General features: G+C 70.9%; 13 protein-coding genes and 1 pseudogene. 7 read left to right on the forward strand and 7 right to left on the reverse strand.

From position 1 onward, the window contains the following. Window positions 1-39 precede the first annotated feature (39 nt). From ACGFZQ_RS09530 to ACGFZQ_RS09550, 5 genes are all read right to left on the reverse strand, one after another. A complete protein-coding gene (locus tag ACGFZQ_RS09530) occupies window positions 40-975 on the reverse strand; it encodes a zf-HC2 domain-containing protein (RefSeq protein ID WP_393839814.1) in 936 nt (311 codons plus the stop codon). Next, window positions 972-1,790, reverse strand: coding sequence for a hypothetical protein (locus ACGFZQ_RS09535; protein WP_393839815.1), 819 nt, complete (start codon window positions 1,788-1,790; stop codon window positions 972-974). The genes ACGFZQ_RS09530 and ACGFZQ_RS09535 overlap by 4 nt, the downstream gene beginning before the upstream one ends. Then, on the reverse strand, window positions 1,750-2,406 hold the full coding sequence (locus ACGFZQ_RS09540; RefSeq protein ID WP_393839816.1) for an RNA polymerase sigma factor: 657 nt from the start codon (window positions 2,404-2,406) through the stop codon (window positions 1,750-1,752). Before ACGFZQ_RS09540 ends, ACGFZQ_RS09535 begins: the two co-directional genes overlap by 41 nt. Window positions 2,407-2,586: 180 nt before the next feature. After that, window positions 2,587-4,122, reverse strand: coding sequence for a sulfatase (locus tag ACGFZQ_RS09545; protein WP_393839817.1), 1,536 nt, complete (start codon window positions 4,120-4,122; stop codon window positions 2,587-2,589). 215 nt (window positions 4,123-4,337) lie between these two features. Beyond that, complete coding sequence (locus tag ACGFZQ_RS09550; protein ID WP_393839818.1) at window positions 4,338-5,561, reverse strand: RNA-guided endonuclease InsQ/TnpB family protein; 1,224 nt, start codon at window positions 5,559-5,561, stop codon at window positions 4,338-4,340. A gap of 25 nt (window positions 5,562-5,586) precedes the next feature. Between ACGFZQ_RS09550 and tnpA the strand changes: the two are divergent. Both tnpA and lon read left to right on the forward strand, forming a co-directional pair. Next, a pseudogene (gene tnpA / locus ACGFZQ_RS09555) lies at window positions 5,587-6,033 on the forward strand (IS200/IS605 family transposase). 326 nt (window positions 6,034-6,359) lie between these two features. Continuing rightward, complete coding sequence (lon, locus tag ACGFZQ_RS09560; RefSeq protein ID WP_393839819.1) at window positions 6,360-8,774, forward strand: endopeptidase La; 2,415 nt, start codon at window positions 6,360-6,362, stop codon at window positions 8,772-8,774. Window positions 8,775-9,029: 255 nt separating this feature from the next. Here lon and ACGFZQ_RS09565 read toward each other — a convergent pair whose 3' ends face one another. Next, window positions 9,030-9,836, reverse strand: coding sequence for a lysozyme (locus ACGFZQ_RS09565; protein WP_351747291.1), 807 nt, complete (start codon window positions 9,834-9,836; stop codon window positions 9,030-9,032). 276 nt (window positions 9,837-10,112) lie between these two features. On the opposite strand from ACGFZQ_RS09565, the gene ACGFZQ_RS09570 reads away from it, so the two are divergent. Next, window positions 10,113-10,604, forward strand: coding sequence for a MarR family transcriptional regulator (locus ACGFZQ_RS09570; protein ID WP_351747289.1), 492 nt, complete (start codon window positions 10,113-10,115; stop codon window positions 10,602-10,604). Window positions 10,605-10,639: 35 nt separating this feature from the next. Here the strand turns inward: ACGFZQ_RS09570 and ACGFZQ_RS09575 are convergent, their stop codons facing one another. Then, window positions 10,640-11,428: a protein phosphatase 2C domain-containing protein gene (locus ACGFZQ_RS09575; RefSeq protein WP_393839820.1), complete on the reverse strand. Its 789-nt coding sequence runs from the start codon at window positions 11,426-11,428 to the stop codon at window positions 10,640-10,642. Window positions 11,429-11,836: 408 nt separating this feature from the next. On the opposite strand from ACGFZQ_RS09575, the gene ACGFZQ_RS09580 reads away from it, so the two are divergent. Genes ACGFZQ_RS09580 through ACGFZQ_RS09595 form a run of 4 tightly spaced genes read left to right on the forward strand, consistent with a single transcriptional unit; the run spans window position 11,837 to window position 16,284 of the window. After that, on the forward strand, window positions 11,837-14,749 hold the full coding sequence (locus ACGFZQ_RS09580) for a nitrate- and nitrite sensing domain-containing protein (RefSeq protein WP_393839821.1): 2,913 nt from the start codon (window positions 11,837-11,839) through the stop codon (window positions 14,747-14,749). Further along, a complete protein-coding gene (locus ACGFZQ_RS09585) occupies window positions 14,746-15,249 on the forward strand; it encodes a roadblock/LC7 domain-containing protein (protein ID WP_351747283.1) in 504 nt (167 codons plus the stop codon). The genes ACGFZQ_RS09580 and ACGFZQ_RS09585 overlap by 4 nt, the downstream gene beginning before the upstream one ends. Beyond that, on the forward strand, window positions 15,246-15,668 hold the full coding sequence (locus ACGFZQ_RS09590) for a DUF742 domain-containing protein (protein ID WP_351747281.1): 423 nt from the start codon (window positions 15,246-15,248) through the stop codon (window positions 15,666-15,668). Before ACGFZQ_RS09585 ends, ACGFZQ_RS09590 begins: the two co-directional genes overlap by 4 nt. Continuing rightward, window positions 15,649-16,284: an ATP/GTP-binding protein gene (locus tag ACGFZQ_RS09595; RefSeq protein WP_393839822.1), complete on the forward strand. Its 636-nt coding sequence runs from the start codon at window positions 15,649-15,651 to the stop codon at window positions 16,282-16,284. Before ACGFZQ_RS09590 ends, ACGFZQ_RS09595 begins: the two co-directional genes overlap by 20 nt. Window positions 16,285-16,313: the final 29 nt, after the last annotated feature.

The following is a 16,313-nucleotide window of genomic DNA, read 5'->3' on the forward strand; positions in this document are numbered from 1 at the left end:
CACGGCGCCGACGCCGGACAGAGACACGGTCGGTGCGGATCATCGGGTCCCCGGGCGGTCGAAGGAGTGTCGGTTGAGATACAGGAGTTGAGTGAGGACGGCGGCGGCAATGGCCCAGACGCACTGGGCGGACTGGCCGAGCAGTTCGGCCAGCGCGTCGGACACGCTCGCGGGGTCCAGACGGTGGCTCAATTTGTTGTCCTCGTCCAGCTGGGCCACTGCTGCCACCAGCAGCAGCCATCCGCCGCCGGTCGTCGCGGCCGCAGGACGGCTGCCCAGGTAGGTGCTCAGCAGCAGGGTGGCGACGGTGAGGGCCAGACAGGGCAGCAGCCAGGCGACCGCGCTCATGGTGACCGGATCCCTCTGGGACCCGTTCTGTGCCAGGACGAAACCGGCACCGCTGAGCAACGGCACACACAGCACCAGAACCTGGCCGGTACGGCTGAGCAGCAGCCGTAGCCCGCCGGCGGGGGTGGTCCGGGTGACCTCGGCGAAGGGGTCGGCCCGGCCGCCGTAGCTCGCGGCGACGCACAGCAGAGGCAGGAGCGGGGCGAGGAGAAGCAGCAACGGCAGCGCGATGTCGCGGAGTTGCGCCAGCGCCAGCGTGGTCCCGGACACGGTCAGGGTCGCCAGGAGCCAGGGCAACCGTAGCCCCTTGGCCCCGGAGAGCCAGGGCGGCGGCTCGGTCCACCGTGATACCGGGGGCGGTGGGTCGGTGGCGCCGCCGGGCTCCGGGAGACGGCTGAGGAGGGTGGCCAGTACGGCGTCCAGCCGGGGGCCGTCCTGCCCCTGGCGTACGGCTGTGTCGACGCGGCGAGCGCATGGCGGACAGTGGTGGAGATGGGCCTCGGCGTGCCCGAGCAGGTCCTGCCCGAGGCGCCCCTGGGCGTAGTCGGCGACCCAGCGGTCGGGCAGGTGGTCGGCTGCCCGCGTGGGATGCCGTCGTGGGTGGGTGGTGGGTGCGCGGTCGGTCATACGAATGCCTTCGAGAGGGCCCACAGAGAGAGGGCGGTGGCTGCGAGTAGCAGCACGGCCCGGCGCCACTGGCGGGCGGTGAGGAGCACGCAGGCGGCGGTGGCGAGGAGGGGCGGGGCGAGGGACAGCCAGCACAGCGGAGACGGCGGCTGTGGGAAGAGCGGGCTGCCTCCGAAGTCGGGGCTGATCCCTTGTCCCGCGATGTGGACGACTGCGCCCACGTCATAGAAGTCGGCCGTCGCGAACAGCAGGTATGCCCAGGCCGCTGCCGTCAGTGGTCCGGTGACACGATGGGGGAGCAGGCGTCCCACCACGTGGGCGGCACAGCAGACCACCGTCAGGATGCAGGGCGGCAGCAGTAGTTGGACAGGTGCCCCGTCCAGCAGTTCCGCAGGGGAGAGGTACGAGCGGGAACCGAAGGCTGTCGGCAGGCAGAGCAGCGCGGTGAGGGATGCGGCCAGGCACAGCGGCCACAGGACGACGGGTGCCAACTCCAGTGACGCCACCGCCAAGGGCCCCCGTGCCGCTGTCTCGGTCTGCCAGCCGGCCCTGGCGCGGACCACGGCACCGCCCTGGACTCCGGCGGCACCGATGGCCGCCGGCGCGAGGTAGTACGCGGTGGCGGTGATGGAGTTGTCCACGAACCCGGCGGCCAGGACCCAGGTCAAGCCGCTGTACACGAAGAAGAGCACCCCTCCGGCCAGCGTCGGCCCAGCCACCGGCCAGACCCCCCGCCGCATCCGCATCCGCAGCAGCAGCCAGTCCCCCCGGCCCTCACGCCCGCGGCCGAGGAACCCGGACAGCTGTGCCCTCATCGTCCTCACCCCCCTTCCGTTCCTCCAGCCACCGCCGCAACTGCGCACACCCCCGCGCCGCCCGGGCCTTCACCGTGCCCTCGGGGACGCCCAGCCGCTCCGCCGTCTCCCGGGTCGAGAGGCGGTGGACGTAGCGGAGTTCGATCACCGTGCGCTGGTCCGCCGACAGTTCCGCGAGGGCGACCGCCAGGGCGGTGTAGCGAGACGAGGACGCGAGGAGGCACTCCTCGGCGGAGGGGGCGTCGGCCGGACCGTCGTACTCTCTGTTCAGCCGGTCGGCCAGCGCACGCCTACGGTGCTGGTCGCGTTCGAGGTCGACCGCTCGCCGCTGCGCGATTCGCCGCAGCCAGCCTGCCGCCGAGCCCTCGTAGAAGCCGGACGCGCTCTTCCAGGCCGACAGGAACGCCTCCTGAACGGCGTCCTCGGCGTTTGCCGCCGGGACCCCGCGGTTGAGCAGGTACGCGAAGACGTTCCTGGAATGCCGCTCGAACAGTTCCGCGAACGCCGCTCTGTCGCCGTCGGCCATCGCGCGCACCAGATGGGTGTCGCAGCGGGCGCCGTCGGGGTCCTCCAGAGGAGGATCGGTGCAGGATCGGCATCCTGGGTACGTGCTCATGCGGCCTCGGTGGTGGTCGTTCGTTCGGGCCGCTGCGTCCCCAGGAGCGGCCGCCGTTGTCATCACGCTCTGGAATCGTCTGTCGTACTGAACGTGGTTGCGTGGGCGGCCGTCGCAAGGAGGGGAAAGGGAGCGCGGAGCGCGGGGGCGGCGCACGGGTGGTACATGTGCCGTGGGAGGTCACGCTTGGCGCGCCGCCGCCAGCCCCCTCGCCAACTCCGGGATGCCGAGGGCCTCCTCCTGCTCGGCCGTGGCGCCGTGCAGGCGGTTGGTGAGCTGGTACGGGTCGGCGGCCAGGTCGTAGAACTCGCGGAAGAGGACCGCGCCGTCGCCCTGCGTGGGCCGGCCCTGCCGGTCCAGGCGGGTGCGGTAGTACTCCGTGTACTGCGTGGACCTGCCGATGTGGGTGGCCCAGGTGTGGATCGGCTCCTGGTCCTGCCGGTTCCACCACCACTCGGCGAGGAGCCGGGCGCGGTCGTTGCGGGGGTCCAGGAGCGAGTGGCCGTCGTGCGGGGTGTCCGGCGTGGTGCGGGCCGCGTCCAGGAGGGTCGGGGCGATGTCGACATGGCCGGTGAGCCGGTCGTCGACCGTGCCCGCGCCGAGGCCCCGCGCGGGCCAGGACAGCCAGAACGGCACCTCCAGGCTCGGCCGGTACGGCACCGACTTCCGCAGCCAGCCGTGGTCCGCCCAGCACAGCCCGTGGTCGCTGGTGAACAGCACGAGCGTGTTCTCCAGCTGGCCGAGTTCGCGCAGCTTGTCCCGGAAGTCGCGCATCGCGTCGTCCACCGACAGCAGGGTGCGCAACTGGCGGGTGCGCAGCGCCTTCCCCTGGTCGTACGTGTGCTTCGCCGCGCGCAGGAACGGCGGCTTGTCGCTCTTGTCGCCCTCGTGGACGGAGGGCCGGCCCGGCCACTCCGGCACGCGCGCGTGCCCGTACTTCCGCTCCGGGATGTTGAGCTCGTGCGCGCTGCGGGTGGCGACGTACGCGAACCAGGGCCGGGTGTCGGTCCGCGACCTGTCGATGAACGCGAGGGCGCGGTCCCTGATGACGGTGGTGTTGTAGCCGGGGATGTTCCGGACGGTGCCGTTGTCGTTGTAGTGACCGTTGTAGTACGCCACGGGTTCTTGCAGGAGCCACTCGTCGAAGTGCGGCGGGTTGGTGGCGGTGTGCCAGAAGTTGAGGTACTTCCCGAAGAGGCCGGTGCGGTAGCCGGCCTCGCGCAACTGCCGCTGGACGGTGCTGTGCTGGTCCAGGTGGGTGGGGTGGCGGGTGTCGAGGACGCCGTGGTGGTGCGCGTACCGCCCGGACATGATCGAGGCACGGGAGGGCGCGCAGAGCGGGGTGTTGGCATGCGCCCGTGCGAAGGTCACGCCCTGTCCGCCCAGCCAGTCGGCGGTACGGCGGATCGCCCAGTCCGTCTCCTTGGGCTGGTCGTCGGTGAGGACGAGAAGGATGTTCGGCCGCGGGTCGGTACGGGGGAGGGGCGAGGCCGACGACGACGGGGGGCGGCTTGCGGCGGGGGCGGCGGGAGTGGCGGGTGTGGTGCGGCCGGTGCGGCCGGTGGTGCGTGCGGTGCCGTCGGTGGCGGGTGCGGTGCCGTCGTCGTCCGTGGCGCGTACGGCCAACGGGACGGCGACGCCGGCCGCGACGACGGCTGCGCCGGTGATCACGGCGCGTCGGCGTGGCCGCCCGGGCGCCGGTTGCCTCTCGTTCATGTGCCCCCCCGAGCCCCCGTCGCGTGCGGCGTCGTTTCGCTGTGACTCCGCTGGCAGTTTCGACGCCGTTCCTGTGAGTCGTGTTGCGGTGGCGCGACGTTTTTCCGGCGGTCCGCTGTCGGGTGCGCGCCGCCGCCGTCGGTCACCGGCCGCCTTGACTTGCTCCTCGGGCTGAAGCCCGAGGATTCTGGCCTTCTCGACTTGTTGCTGTGCTGCTACGCGGCACGGGCTTGGGTCGGGAATCCGTGGCTTCCTGTTTCTTCGCGCTGTGCCGGGATTGCTCCTGGTCTTACCGGCGCTCCGCAGGCTGATACCGCCAGTCCGGCGGCCGTCTTCACGTTGATCGCGGCATTGTGGTCCCGGTCGTGGACGGTGCCGCAGGCGGTGCAGGTCCATTCCCGGACGTTGAGGGGTTTGGGTCCGTCCTTGACGCCGCAGGTGGAGCAGGTCTGGGAGGTCGGCTCGAACCGGCCGATCGTGACCAGTGTCCGCCCGTACCGGGCCGCTTTGTATTCCAGCATGCTGATGAACGATGACCATCCGGCGTCGTGCACGGACTTGGCCAGTCTGGTGCGGGCCAGTCCCGCCACCGACAGGTCCTCCACGGCGATCCCTTGGTTTTCGGAGATCAGCCTGGTGGAGAGCTGGTGGTGGAACTCGCGGCGGGCGTCGGCGACCTTGACGTGGGCGCGGGCGACCTTCAGGCGGCCCTTTTCGCGGTTCTTGCTTCCCTTCTGCTTGCGGGACAGCTCCCGCTGGGCCTTCTTCAGGTTCTTCTCCGCGCGCCGCAGGAAGCGCGGGGAGTCGATTTTCGTACCGTCGGACAGGACTGCGAAGTGGGACAGGCCGAGGTCGATGCCGATGGTGCGGTCGGTTTCGGGCATCCGTGCCTGGTCGGCGGCGGGGTCGGTGTCGATGACGAAGGAGGCGAAATACCTGCCGGCCGCGTCCTTGATGACGGTGACGGAGGAGGGCGTGGCGGGCAGCGTGCGAGACCACTTCACTTTCACCGCGCCGATCTTCGGCAGGTTCAGGCGTCCCTTGTCGGTGATGGACCAGCGGGCATTGGCCGTGAACCGGATCGACTGACGGCTGTCCTTGCGGGACTTGAAGCGGGGAGCACCGATCTTGGGCCCCTTGCGATCGCCCTTGAGGGAGGCGAAGAAGTTGCGGTACGCAGTCTCGACGTCCCGCAGGGACTGCTGGAGCACCACCGCGGACACCTCGCCCAGCCAGGACCGCTCCACCGTCTGCTTCGCCTCGGTAATCAGCCTCTTGGACAGCTCTGCGGCCTTGGGGAACGGCTGATTGGCCGCTCTGGCCTCCTCACGGGCGCGGACCGCGTCGTTGAACACGACACGGGCACACCCGAACACCCTTGCCAACGACCTCCGTTGGCTGGTGTCCGGGTACAACCTGAAGGAGTACCGGAGCTGCATGACGATCACGATACGTACTTGGGTTATGGGCGATATGCGGAAGATCAGAACTGGTAGGCACTGCAATTTCGTGATGCACGTCCACTTGGTCTTCGTGACCAAGTTCCGGCACAAGGTGTTCACCGATGCCCACTTGAGGCGTATGGAAGAGATCATGCGGTCGGTGTGTACGGACCTTCGAATGCGAGCTGGTGGAGTTCAACGGCGAGAACAACCACGTTCGCCTGCTGGTGAACTTCCCGCCCAAGGTCGCCGTGACCAAACTGGTCAACTCCCTCAAGGGCGTCTCCTCCCGCCGCCTGCGGCTGGGGGCACCTCCCGGCCGAAGGCTGGGGGAGAGTTCCCCGACCTGGTGCGCCACTACTGGCGGGCCAACAAGCTGTGGTCCGGGTCTTACTTCGCCGGAACCGTCGGCGGCGCCCCGCTCTCCGTGGTCAGGCAGTACATCGAACAGCAGAACCGACCGGTGTGAGCACCGCCCGGCTCCGCCGGGACCAGCCCGCGCGACGCTCCGCACCGCAGGCGAGGAACTGCGGTGTCCGGCTCCGCCGGACCTGAATCCGCGACGCTCCGCGTCGCCACCATCAGATTCGCTTCACCACCGGCCTGAAGGCCGATGCACTGCGAATGAATTCCGGTAGCGGGAATGCACCCGTGCGGATCGACTGTTTTCCCTTCGTGCGCCGGATACGGCCAGGTCACCAACCGATCGCTCAGAGCGAACGCACCCCCGGGAACATTCAGTGGCTCACATGCATTGAGTCGGCATAACTCAAGTTCAATGCCGAAGGGGAGATCATGGCTTCGACGTCCGCATCACTCACCCTCCCTGTGCTGCCCCTCGACGGCGAGGTCGTGCTGCCCGGGATGGTGGTCCCGCTGGACCTCAAGGACCCCGATGTACGTGCCGCCGTGGAGGCCGCCCAGGCCGCCGCCCGTACCGAGCCCGGCAAGCCCAGGGTGCTGCTGGTCCCGCGTATCGACGGCACCTACCCGAGTACCGGTGTGCTCGGCACCGTGGAGCAGGTCGGCCGGCTGGCCGACGGTGACCCCGGCGCGCTGATCCGCGGCCGTTACCGCGTCCGCATCGGCGCCGGTACCACCGGCCCGGGTGCCGCCCTGTGGGTGGAGGGCACCCGCATCGAGGAGAACGTCCCGGAACCGGTGCCCGGTCATGTCACCGAACTGGTCAAGGAGTACAAGGCCCTCGCCACCGCCTGGCTGCGCAAGCGCGCCGCCTGGCAGGTCGTGGACCGGGTGCAGGCCATCGACGACGTCTCCGCGCTCGCGGACAACTCCGGCTACTCGCCGTTCCTGACCACCGAGCAGAAGATCGAGCTCCTTGAGACCGCCGACCCGGTCGCCCGGCTGAAGCTCGCCACCCAGCAGCTGCGCGACCACCTCGCCGAGCAGGACGTGGCCGAGACCATCGCCAAGGACGTCCAGGAGGGCGTCGACAAGCAGCAGCGCGAGTTCCTGCTCCGCCGCCAGCTCGAAGCCGTCCGCAAGGAGCTGCGCGAGCTGAACGGCGAGAAGGACGGGGAGGAGTCCGACGACTACCGCACCCGCGTGGAGGCCGCCGACCTGCCCGAGAAGGTCCGCGAGGCCGCCCTCAAGGAGGTCGACAAGCTGGAGCGGTCCAGCGACCAGTCGCCCGAGGGCTCGTGGATCCGCACCTGGCTGGACACGGTGCTGGAACTGCCGTGGAACGAGCGCACGGAGGACGAGTACGACATCCAGGGCGCCAAGGCGGTCCTGGACGCCGAGCACGCCGGCCTGGAGGACGTGAAGGAGCGGATCACCGAGTACCTGGCGGTGCGCAAGCGCCGCAGCGACCGGGGGCTCGGGGTCATCGGCGGGCGCCGTGGCGGTGCCGTGCTGGCGCTGGTCGGTCCGCCCGGTGTCGGCAAGACCTCGCTCGGTGAGTCCGTGGCCCATGCCATGGGGCGGAAGTTCGTCCGGGTCGCCCTCGGCGGTGTCCGTGACGAGGCCGAGATCCGCGGTCACCGGCGTACGTACGTGGGTGCGCTGCCCGGCCGGATCGTCCGGGCCATCAAGGAGGCCGGTTCGATGAACCCGGTCGTCCTGCTCGACGAGATCGACAAGGTGGGGTCCGACTTCCGGGGCGACCCGGCGGCCGCCCTGCTCGAAGTCCTCGACCCGGCGCAGAACCACACCTTCCGCGACCACTACCTGGAAGTCGAACTCGACCTGTCGGACGTCGTCTTCCTCGCCACCGCCAACGTCCTGGAGGCCATCCCGGAGGCCCTGCTCGACCGTATGGAGCTGGTCCGCCTGGACGGCTACACCGAGGACGAGAAGGTCGTCATCGCCCGTGACCACCTGCTTCCGCGCCAGCTGGAGCGGGCGGGCATCGACAAGGACGAGGTCGTCCTGGAGGAGAGCGCGCTGCGCAAGCTCGCCGGCGAGTACACCCGGGAGGCGGGCGTCCGCACCCTGGAGCGGTCGATCGCCCGGCTGCTGCGCAAGGTCGCGGCCCAGCACGAACTGGGGCAGCGGGAGCTGCCGCTCACGGTCAGGGACGAGGACCTGCGGGCCCTGATCGGCCGGCCGCACCACGTGCCCGAGTCCGCCCAGGACCCGGCCGAGCGCCGTACGGCGGTCCCGGGTGTGGCGACGGGGCTCGCGGTCACCGGCGCGGGCGGCGACGTCCTCTTCGTGGAGGCGTCGCTGGCCGACCCGGAGACGGGCGCGGCGGGGCTGACCCTCACCGGTCAGCTGGGTGACGTGATGAAGGAGAGCGCGCAGATCGCCCTGTCCTTCCTCCGCTCCCACGGCGCCGAACTGGAACTCCCGGTCGGCGACCTGAAGGAGCGGGGCGTGCACATCCACTTCCCGGCGGGCGCGGTCCCGAAGGACGGCCCGAGCGCCGGCGTCACCATGACGACGGCCCTCGCGTCCCTCCTGTCGGGCCGGCTGGTCCGCACGGACGTCGCGATGACCGGTGAGGTCTCGCTGACCGGCCGGGTGCTGCCCATCGGCGGCGTGAAGCAGAAGCTGCTCGCCGCCCAGCGCGCCGGGGTGACGACCGTGATCATCCCCAAGCGCAACGAGGCCGACCTGGACGACGTCCCGGCGGAGGTGCTGGACAAGCTCGACGTCCACGCCGTCACCGACGTCCGCCAGGTCCTGGAGCTGGCGCTCGCGCCCGCCATGAACGGCGCGACGCCGGAGGTTCCGGTAGCGGCGTGACGGACGCTGCCGGATGAAGAAGGCCCGGGTCCCCGCGAGGAGGCCCGGGCCTTCGCCCTGTGCGGTGTCAGCCGTTGGCGAGTGCGACCACCCGGTCAAGGGATCCGTTGCTGTGTCTTCCCGGGGGGCAACCCCCGGACCCCCGGCCGGGCCGGTGTGCGCTATCCGTTGGCGAGTGCGACCACCCGGTCAAGGGCTCCGTTGCTGTGTCTTCCCGGGGGACAACCCCCGGACCCCCGGCCGGGCCGGTGTGCGCTATCCGTTGGCGAGTGCGACCACCCGGTCAAGGGCTCCGTTGAACTTGTCGTGGTCTCCGACGGTCGGACCGGACGAGGTGTACTGCCACGCCGTGTAGTACGACCAGCCGGCCGGCAGCGTCCCCACGTCCGAGGCGTACCGGGCGATCCACAACGGGTTCTTCGCGGCGAAGCCGCTGTAGTTGCCGGTGCAGTCGGTCCACCAGCTGGTCGCCGTGTAGATCACGGCGTCCCGGCCGGTCCGCGCCTTGTAGGTGTTCAGGAAATCGGCGATCCAGCCGACCATCGCGCTCGCGGATTTGCCGTAGCACGCGGCGCCGTACGGGTTCCACTCGATGTCGAGGACGCCGGGCAGGGTCTGGCCGTCCCGCGACCAGCCGCCGCCGTGGTCGACGAAGTAGTTGGCCTGGGTGGCGCCGCTCGTGGTGTCCGGGGTCGCGAAGTGGTACGCGCCGCGGATCATGCCCACGTCGTAGGAGCCGTTGTACTGCTGGGTGAAGTAGGGGTTCGTGTAGTAGGTGCCTTCGGTCGCCTTGGTGTACGCCCATTTGACCCCGCTGCTCAGCAGGGTCGACCAGGCGACGTTGCCCTGGTAGCCGGCGACGTCGACACCCTCGGTCTGGGTGGCGTCGCCGCTCTTGGGCGTACCGCTCTGGCCGTCGTGGGCCAGGACGCCCATGCCCATGTACGCCGAACCGCGGGCGGGAATGCCCGTGTCGGCGTGGGCCGGGGTCAGGGAGACCGTCGCGAGCAGCAGCGAGAGCAGTCCGGTGACGAGAGTGGGGGCGGGTCTGTGCACGGGCATGACGTGCCTCCGTGGGGTGAGGTGAGGTCCCAGATATGCCAGAGACGGTCGGCGGGAGACGCGCGACACGACGCGAGGTCACACGGCGCGACGCCTACCGCTGGCGTGGGCATGCCATCGATTGCCTGGTAGAGACGCTACGCACGTAGCAGAAGCCGGGGAAGGGGGTCCGGACGCCGCCGTTGGTCTACGCCTGCGAAATACTTGGCGAGCTGCGGTGACGACGGGGTTTGACGGAAACTTTCAGGACTGCGAAAACCGATCAGGGGTGCTGACGTGCACGAGGACGAAAAGGGCGACGAACAACCCGCCGCCACCGGGTTGACGCCGAGCGGTGCGGACCAGGAGTTCCTGGCTCTGGAACGCGAGTTGACGGTGCTGCTGCGGCGCGCCCGGGCGAGCCAGGGCGAGATGGCCCGCGAGGTCCACCCCGACCTGGAGTCCGCCGCGTACGGCCTGCTCGTCCGGCTCGACGAGTGCGGCGGCCAGCGCGCCACCGAGCTGGCCGCCTACATCGGCGTCGGCAAGGCCACCATGTCCCGCCAGCTGCGGGCCCTGGAGGAGCTCGGCCTGATCGCCCGCGAGCCCGACCCGGCCGACGGACGGGCCTGGCTGGTCGCGCTCACCGACGAGGGCCGGCGCCGGGTCGGCACGGTCCGCGAGGCCCGCCGCGGCCGCTACGTCCGCCAGCTCGCCCACTGGCCCCGCCTGGAGGTCGCCGAACTGGCCCGGCTGCTGCACCAGCTGAACGGCGTCATGGAGAAGTAACCGCCACCGGGAGGCTTCGGAACCCGCCGGGGGTGTCAGAACTCGACGTGCACCACCGTCGCGTCGTCGTGCGTCTTGCTCCGCCGCAGGAACTCCCGCTTCTCCCGGTCGGCCGCCTCCAGCTCCCGTACCCGCTCCACCAGCGCCCGCGCGCCCTCTTTGCGTACGACGTCGAAGAGGGCCGCCCAGTCACCCTCCTGGAACTTCTCGGTCCAGCGGGTCGCTCCGTCGGTGAGGGCCGCGAGCGCGCCGACCCGGTGCCGGGGCACGGTCCCGGTGACCGCGCGGGCCGCGACCGAGGGGTCGCCGGCGGCCGTGAAGAAACCGCCCTCCCTGTTGCGGACCGTGGCGTCGGCGATCGCGTCCGTGGCCAGGGAGGAGCGGGGGACACGGTCGAGCCGGTCGTCCAGGACCGGGGTGACGGTGCCGTCGGGGGAGCGCAGGAGCAGCGCGGAGTCGGACAGGACCAGGTACTCCACGGTGTCCGCGGACCAGCGGGTCAGAACGACCGTCGCCTGGGGCGTGCGTGGGTGAGAAAGGTCACAGGTGTCGCCGTGTGCGTCGGCTGTGCGGCGGATCGCTCGTTCGAGGATCTCCCGCAGCGTCAGATCTGGTGCCGAAACGGTCAGTTCGGTCAGCGCGCCGCCGAGCCGCGCGGTGAACCAGGGGACGGAATGCAGACAGCCGGTTCCGTCCTTCGGCGGGGTGACCCCGTCCAGGACGATCACACAACCCCCCTGCCCCGAGGCGGGAAGTCCGACACCGGCGAAGTCCTCGTTGGGGCGGTCGGGGGCACCGGGTTCCGAAACGACTTCAGTACGCATTCGGCCAGTCTGCACGACCCTTTCACGATCTTCGCCAAAGGCTGGCAACCGTCCGGGAATTCACGCGGTCTCGCAGGTCAGCCGCCTGTTTTGGGGTGGAATGGAGCACTCCGGGAAGGCGTGGTGGCGAATCCTGTCAAAGCCTGTCGTCCGCGTCCAACCGGCCAGCCGGAAAGGGCCCCCACAGGGTCCGCCGGAACTTGCCCGCCAACTCCCCTCCGATGTTCACTCCTTCGGGTGGCGGGTCAGGCGATGCGAGACCGCCGCCCACCGGCGCTGGGAGGGTCGGGGACCTACGTAACGGGTGCACGTATCGGGTACACGCACCACTTGGCACCGAAATGCCGGGGATCATGACGGGGTGCCACCCGGCCCCTTGGGTACACGAGTTCAGGAATGCGAGCACCGGTGCAGAAGACGCGGCCTCGGCGCACAGGCAAGAAGACGGCCTCCGAAACGGGCGCCGTCGCTCCCGTCGGCACCGGCCGCCGCAAGCATGTCCGCACGCGGCTGATCCTGGCCGTGGCGGTGGTCGCCGCGGCGATCGCGGGGGCTGGCGCGCCCGCCCTGCTGACCGCCTCCGGTCAGCTCAGCGACTCCCAGGACCTGGTGACGCTCGCCGGGCGCACCCAGGACGCGCTCTCGCTGGCCAACTCGCTCGCCGACGAGCGCGACGAGGTCACCTCCTACGTCGCGGCCGGCCGCCCCAAGTCCAAGGCGCCCTCGCAGGACCGCGGCGCCCGGGTCGACCGCCAGGTCGAGGACCTGCGCGCGGACACCGACATCCCGGGCTGGCTGCGCACCGACCTCGACGGCATCGCGGCCGTCCGCCGGTCCGCGCTCACCGGCCGGAGCACGGCCCTCCAGGCGCACGAGGCGTACTCCCGGACCATCACCGAACTCCACCGGCTCGCCGAGGAACTGGCCGAGCAGACGCCCCCCAGGGCCGGCTCCGGCGCCTACGCGCTCGCCGAGCTGGACTCCGCCGTCCAGCAGTCCGCGGCAGCCCGGGGCCTCCTGCTCGCCGCCCTGAACATCCCCACCTCCACCCAGACCACGATCGACCCGCTCACCGGTCTGCCCACCACGAGCACGACCACCTCGGACGCCGACAGGAAGCAGCGCGACGCGCTCACCGCCGCCGCCCAGCAGGCCAGGCTGCGCGCCGACGCGGCCCTCGCCGACTTCCGCGACACCGCGCCCAAGGCGGCGGTCGAGTCGTACGACTCCACGGTCACCGGCAACGACGTCAACGACGCCGACAAGTACCTGGCCGCCCTCACCGACCAGCCGACCCTCTCCGACGACGACCTCGGCACCGGCACCAAGAAGCTGGACACGGCGCTGTCCGCACGGGTCGACCTGATGCGGGGCACCGAGTCCGCCCTCTACGACCACCGCACCAAGGACCTCGCGGGGCTCCGCGACGACGACGTCACCGCGCTGGAGATCCGGGTCGCGGTGCTCGGCGCCCTGATGCTGGTGGCGGTGGGCATCGCCACGGCCATGGCCCGCACCCTCACCCGCCCCCTCTCGGTGCTCCGCCGGGGCTCGGCGCGGCTCGCCGAGGCCGAGGACCCGCGCACCGAGGAACCGATCACGTTCACGGGCCGCAACGACGAGTTCGCCCAGGTCGTCCGCTCTGTCAACGCCCTGCATGCGCACGTCACCGAGCTCTACGACCGCATCGCGACCCTGGAGACCGACCGCAAGCACCTGGTCGGCCAGCGCCAGAAGATGGCCGACGCCCGCGAGGAACTGCGCGCCGAACTGACCGACGCCGGCGACCAGCTGCAGCGGCTGCGCACCAGCATCGGCGGCACCTTCGTCAACCTCGCGCTGCGCACCCTCGGCCTGGTCGAGCGGCAGCTCGCCGTCATCGAGGGCCTGGAGGAGCGCGAACAGGACCCGGACCGGCTGGCCACCCTCTTCAAGCTCGACCACTTCGCCACGGTCATGCGCCGGCACAGCGAGAACCTCCTGGTCCTGGCCGGTACCGAGCACGTCCAGCAGCACGCGGGCCCGATCCCGCTGGTGGACGTCGTCCGGGCGGCGGTCAGCGAGATCGAGCGCTACGAGCGGGTCCGTATCTCGGCCCTGCCCCCGCACGCGCACGTGGCCGGCTTCGCCGCCGACGACCTCAGCCACCTCCTCGCCGAACTCATGGAGAACGCCACGGCGTCCTCCCCGCCCGACATGCCCGTGGAGATCTCCGGCTGGCTGCTGGAGAGCGGCGAGGTCATGCTCTCCGTGCAGGACGAGGGCATCGGCATGACCGCCGACCGCCTGGTCCGCCTCAACGGCCGCCTCGCGGACTTCGACCCCGAGTCGCCGTACGACCAGGAGGGCGAGGACGGTCTCGGCCTCGGCCTCTACGTCGTGGCCCGCCTGGCCCACCGGCACGGCGTGCGGGTGCACCTGCGCGAGCAGAAGCAGGGCGGGGTGGCCGCGGTCGTGGTCCTGCCCCAGCCCCTGCTGGCCGCGGCCCCCGCGGCGGCGGTCCCGTCGGCCGCGACGGCTTCCGGCGGCGCCCACGGCTTCTCGCTGCCCGGCGCGGACGCGGAGGTCAACTCCAACGTCCTCTACGGCCGCGCGAAGTCCGGCGACCCCCTGGTGAAGCTGGCGGAGCAGGCGGTACGGGACGCCGACGAACAGCCCGCCCACGAGCAGGCATCCCCGCCGAAGGCAGCGGCCCCCGAACCGACGGCCCGTCCGAAGGCCCCGGCGGAGACGTTCGCCGAGACGACGATGGAACTCCTGGTCCCGGACCCGGCAGGGCTGGAGTCCGGGACGGCGGAGCAGCCGACGCGATCCACTGCCGCCGGGGAGCAGGCGCACCCCGCTGGCGCCGACGAGCGGACGCACCCCGCCGCAGCTGCCGAGGAGCGGGCGCACCCCGCTGACGCCGAGGGCCACACGCGGCCGCGGTCCGCGGCCGCCGGCGGCGAGCGGGTCCCACTGGGGCCACCCGCACCCGACCACGAAAGCCGCACCGGTGGTGCGGGTGGGAACTACGCCTTCGGCGACGACAGCGCCGACGACGAGGACCCGGTCACCAGCAAGGGCCTCCCCAAGCGCACCCCCAAGATCACCGCCCCCGCCCCGGCCCCCCGCCAGCGCGGCACCGGCGTCGACGCCGACGCCCTGCGCCGCAGGCTCGGCGGCTTCCGCAGCGGCGCCGACGCCGGCCGCCGGGACGTCGCGGCGGAGATCGCCGAGCAGACCGGCCAGAACCCGGTGCCGAGCACCGCACAAGCCGTACCCGGATCAGTCGTGTCCGAAGAAGCCACGGGGGGCACAGTCGAGGAGGCAAGCAGTTGACCGCGCCCAGTACCTTCGGACTGAGCAGTGAGGCCCGTAACCTGCACTGGCTGCTGAGCAACCTCGTCGAGGAGGTGCCCGGTATCCAGTCGGTGGCCGTGGTCTCCTCCGACGGCCTGCTCCTGCTCTCCTCGGACCCCGGCCGGAACGAGGCGGCCCGCGAGGCCAGGAGCGAGAAACGCACCGGGCCCCGCGGCTCCGCCGCCGACCTCGCCACCATCGTCTCCGGCATCGGCAGCCTGACCGTCGGCGCCGCCCGGCTGATGGACTTCGGCGGGGTCAAGCACACGATGGTCGCGATGGACGAGGGCAGCCTCTTCGTCATGTCGATCAGCGACGGCTCGCTGCTCGGCGTGCACGGCTCCGCGGAGTGCGACATGAGTGTCGTGGCGTACCACATGGCGCTGTTCGTCGGCCGCGCCGGCCACGTCCTGACCCCCGAGCTCCGCACCGAGCTGAGGAAGTCCCTGGAGGCAGACGCGACGAGGAGCGGCCAGTGAGCAACGCGCCGAAGAACCGCAGGCAGAACCTCCCGGTACGCGGTGGCGACCGCAAACCCGCCCGCGTCCGCCCTTACTCGCTCACCGGTGGCCGTACCCGCTTCGGCCACGTCCTCCTCGTGGAGACCTTCGTGGCTGCCCTGGAGGCCCCGGAGGAGCGCAAGGAACTGACGAATGGTTCCCTCAACACCCGGGTGATGCCGGAGATGCGGGCCATCGTCGAACTGTGCCGCCGTATGCGCACGGTGGCCGAGATCGCCGCGCTGCTGAAGATGCCGCTCGGTGTGGTCCGGGTCCTGCTCAGTGACCTCGCGGACCAGGGAAAGATCCGTGTGTACGGAACCGGTACCGGTCACGGCGTCGGCCGCCCGGACCGCGCTCTGCTCGAAAGGGTGCTGAGTGGACTACGCCGTCTCTGACGCCTCCGGCGTCGCCCCGCTCCTCGACGGGGAGGAGCATGTGCGGTCCTGGCAGACGGACCGCACCCGGGCCCCCATCGCCACGAAGATAGTCGTGGCCGGCGGCTTCGGCGTCGGCAAGACCACGCTGGTCAGCGCCGTGTCGGAGATCACGCCCCTGCAGACCGAGGCGCTGATGACCGAGGCGAGCGAGGAGACCGACGACCTCACCGCCACGCCCGGCAAGCTCACCACCACGGTGGCCATGGACTTCGGCCGCATCACGCTCGACGACGACATGGTGCTCTACCTGTTCGGCACGCCGGGCCAGCAGCGGTTCTGGTTCATGTGGGACGACCTGGTGCGGGGCGCGATCGGGGCCGTCGTCCTCGCGGACACCCGGCGCCTGAAGGACTGCTTCCCGGCACTGGACTACTTCGAGAGCTGCGGGCTGCCCTACGTCGTCGCGGTCAACCACTTCGACGGCAGTGAGCGCTTCGAACCCGAGGACGTGCGGGAGGCATTGACGATTCCCCCGCGCATACCTGTAATGATCATGGACGCCCGCCGCCGTGTCCCGGTGATCGAGACGCTGTTGTCCCTGGTCGCCCACGCGCTGGACGAAACCCCCGAGTAGCCCCCCGAGTAGACCTTCGTTAGGAGTCA

Origin of the sequence: Streptomyces sp. NPDC048254 (assembly GCF_043201895.1) — a bacterium.
GTDB lineage: Bacteria > Actinomycetota > Actinomycetes > Streptomycetales > Streptomycetaceae > Streptomyces.

Coding starts and splice junctions, on each gene's coding strand:
- ACGFZQ_RS09530 (WP_393839814.1), bottom strand. CDS start 975: ATGACCGACCGCGCACCCACCACCCACCCACGACGGCATCCCACGCGG.
- ACGFZQ_RS09535 (WP_393839815.1), bottom strand. CDS start 1,790: ATGAGGGCACAGCTGTCCGGGTTCCTCGGCCGCGGGCGTGAGGGCCGG.
- ACGFZQ_RS09540 (WP_393839816.1), bottom strand. CDS start 2,406: ATGAGCACGTACCCAGGATGCCGATCCTGCACCGATCCTCCTCTGGAG.
- ACGFZQ_RS09545 (WP_393839817.1), bottom strand. CDS start 4,122: ATGAACGAGAGGCAACCGGCGCCCGGGCGGCCACGCCGACGCGCCGTG.
- ACGFZQ_RS09550 (WP_393839818.1), bottom strand. CDS start 5,561: ATGCAGCTCCGGTACTCCTTCAGGTTGTACCCGGACACCAGCCAACGG.
- lon (WP_393839819.1), top strand. CDS start 6,360: ATGGCTTCGACGTCCGCATCACTCACCCTCCCTGTGCTGCCCCTCGAC.
- ACGFZQ_RS09565 (WP_351747291.1), bottom strand. CDS start 9,836: ATGCCCGTGCACAGACCCGCCCCCACTCTCGTCACCGGACTGCTCTCG.
- ACGFZQ_RS09575 (WP_393839820.1), bottom strand. CDS start 11,428: ATGCGTACTGAAGTCGTTTCGGAACCCGGTGCCCCCGACCGCCCCAAC.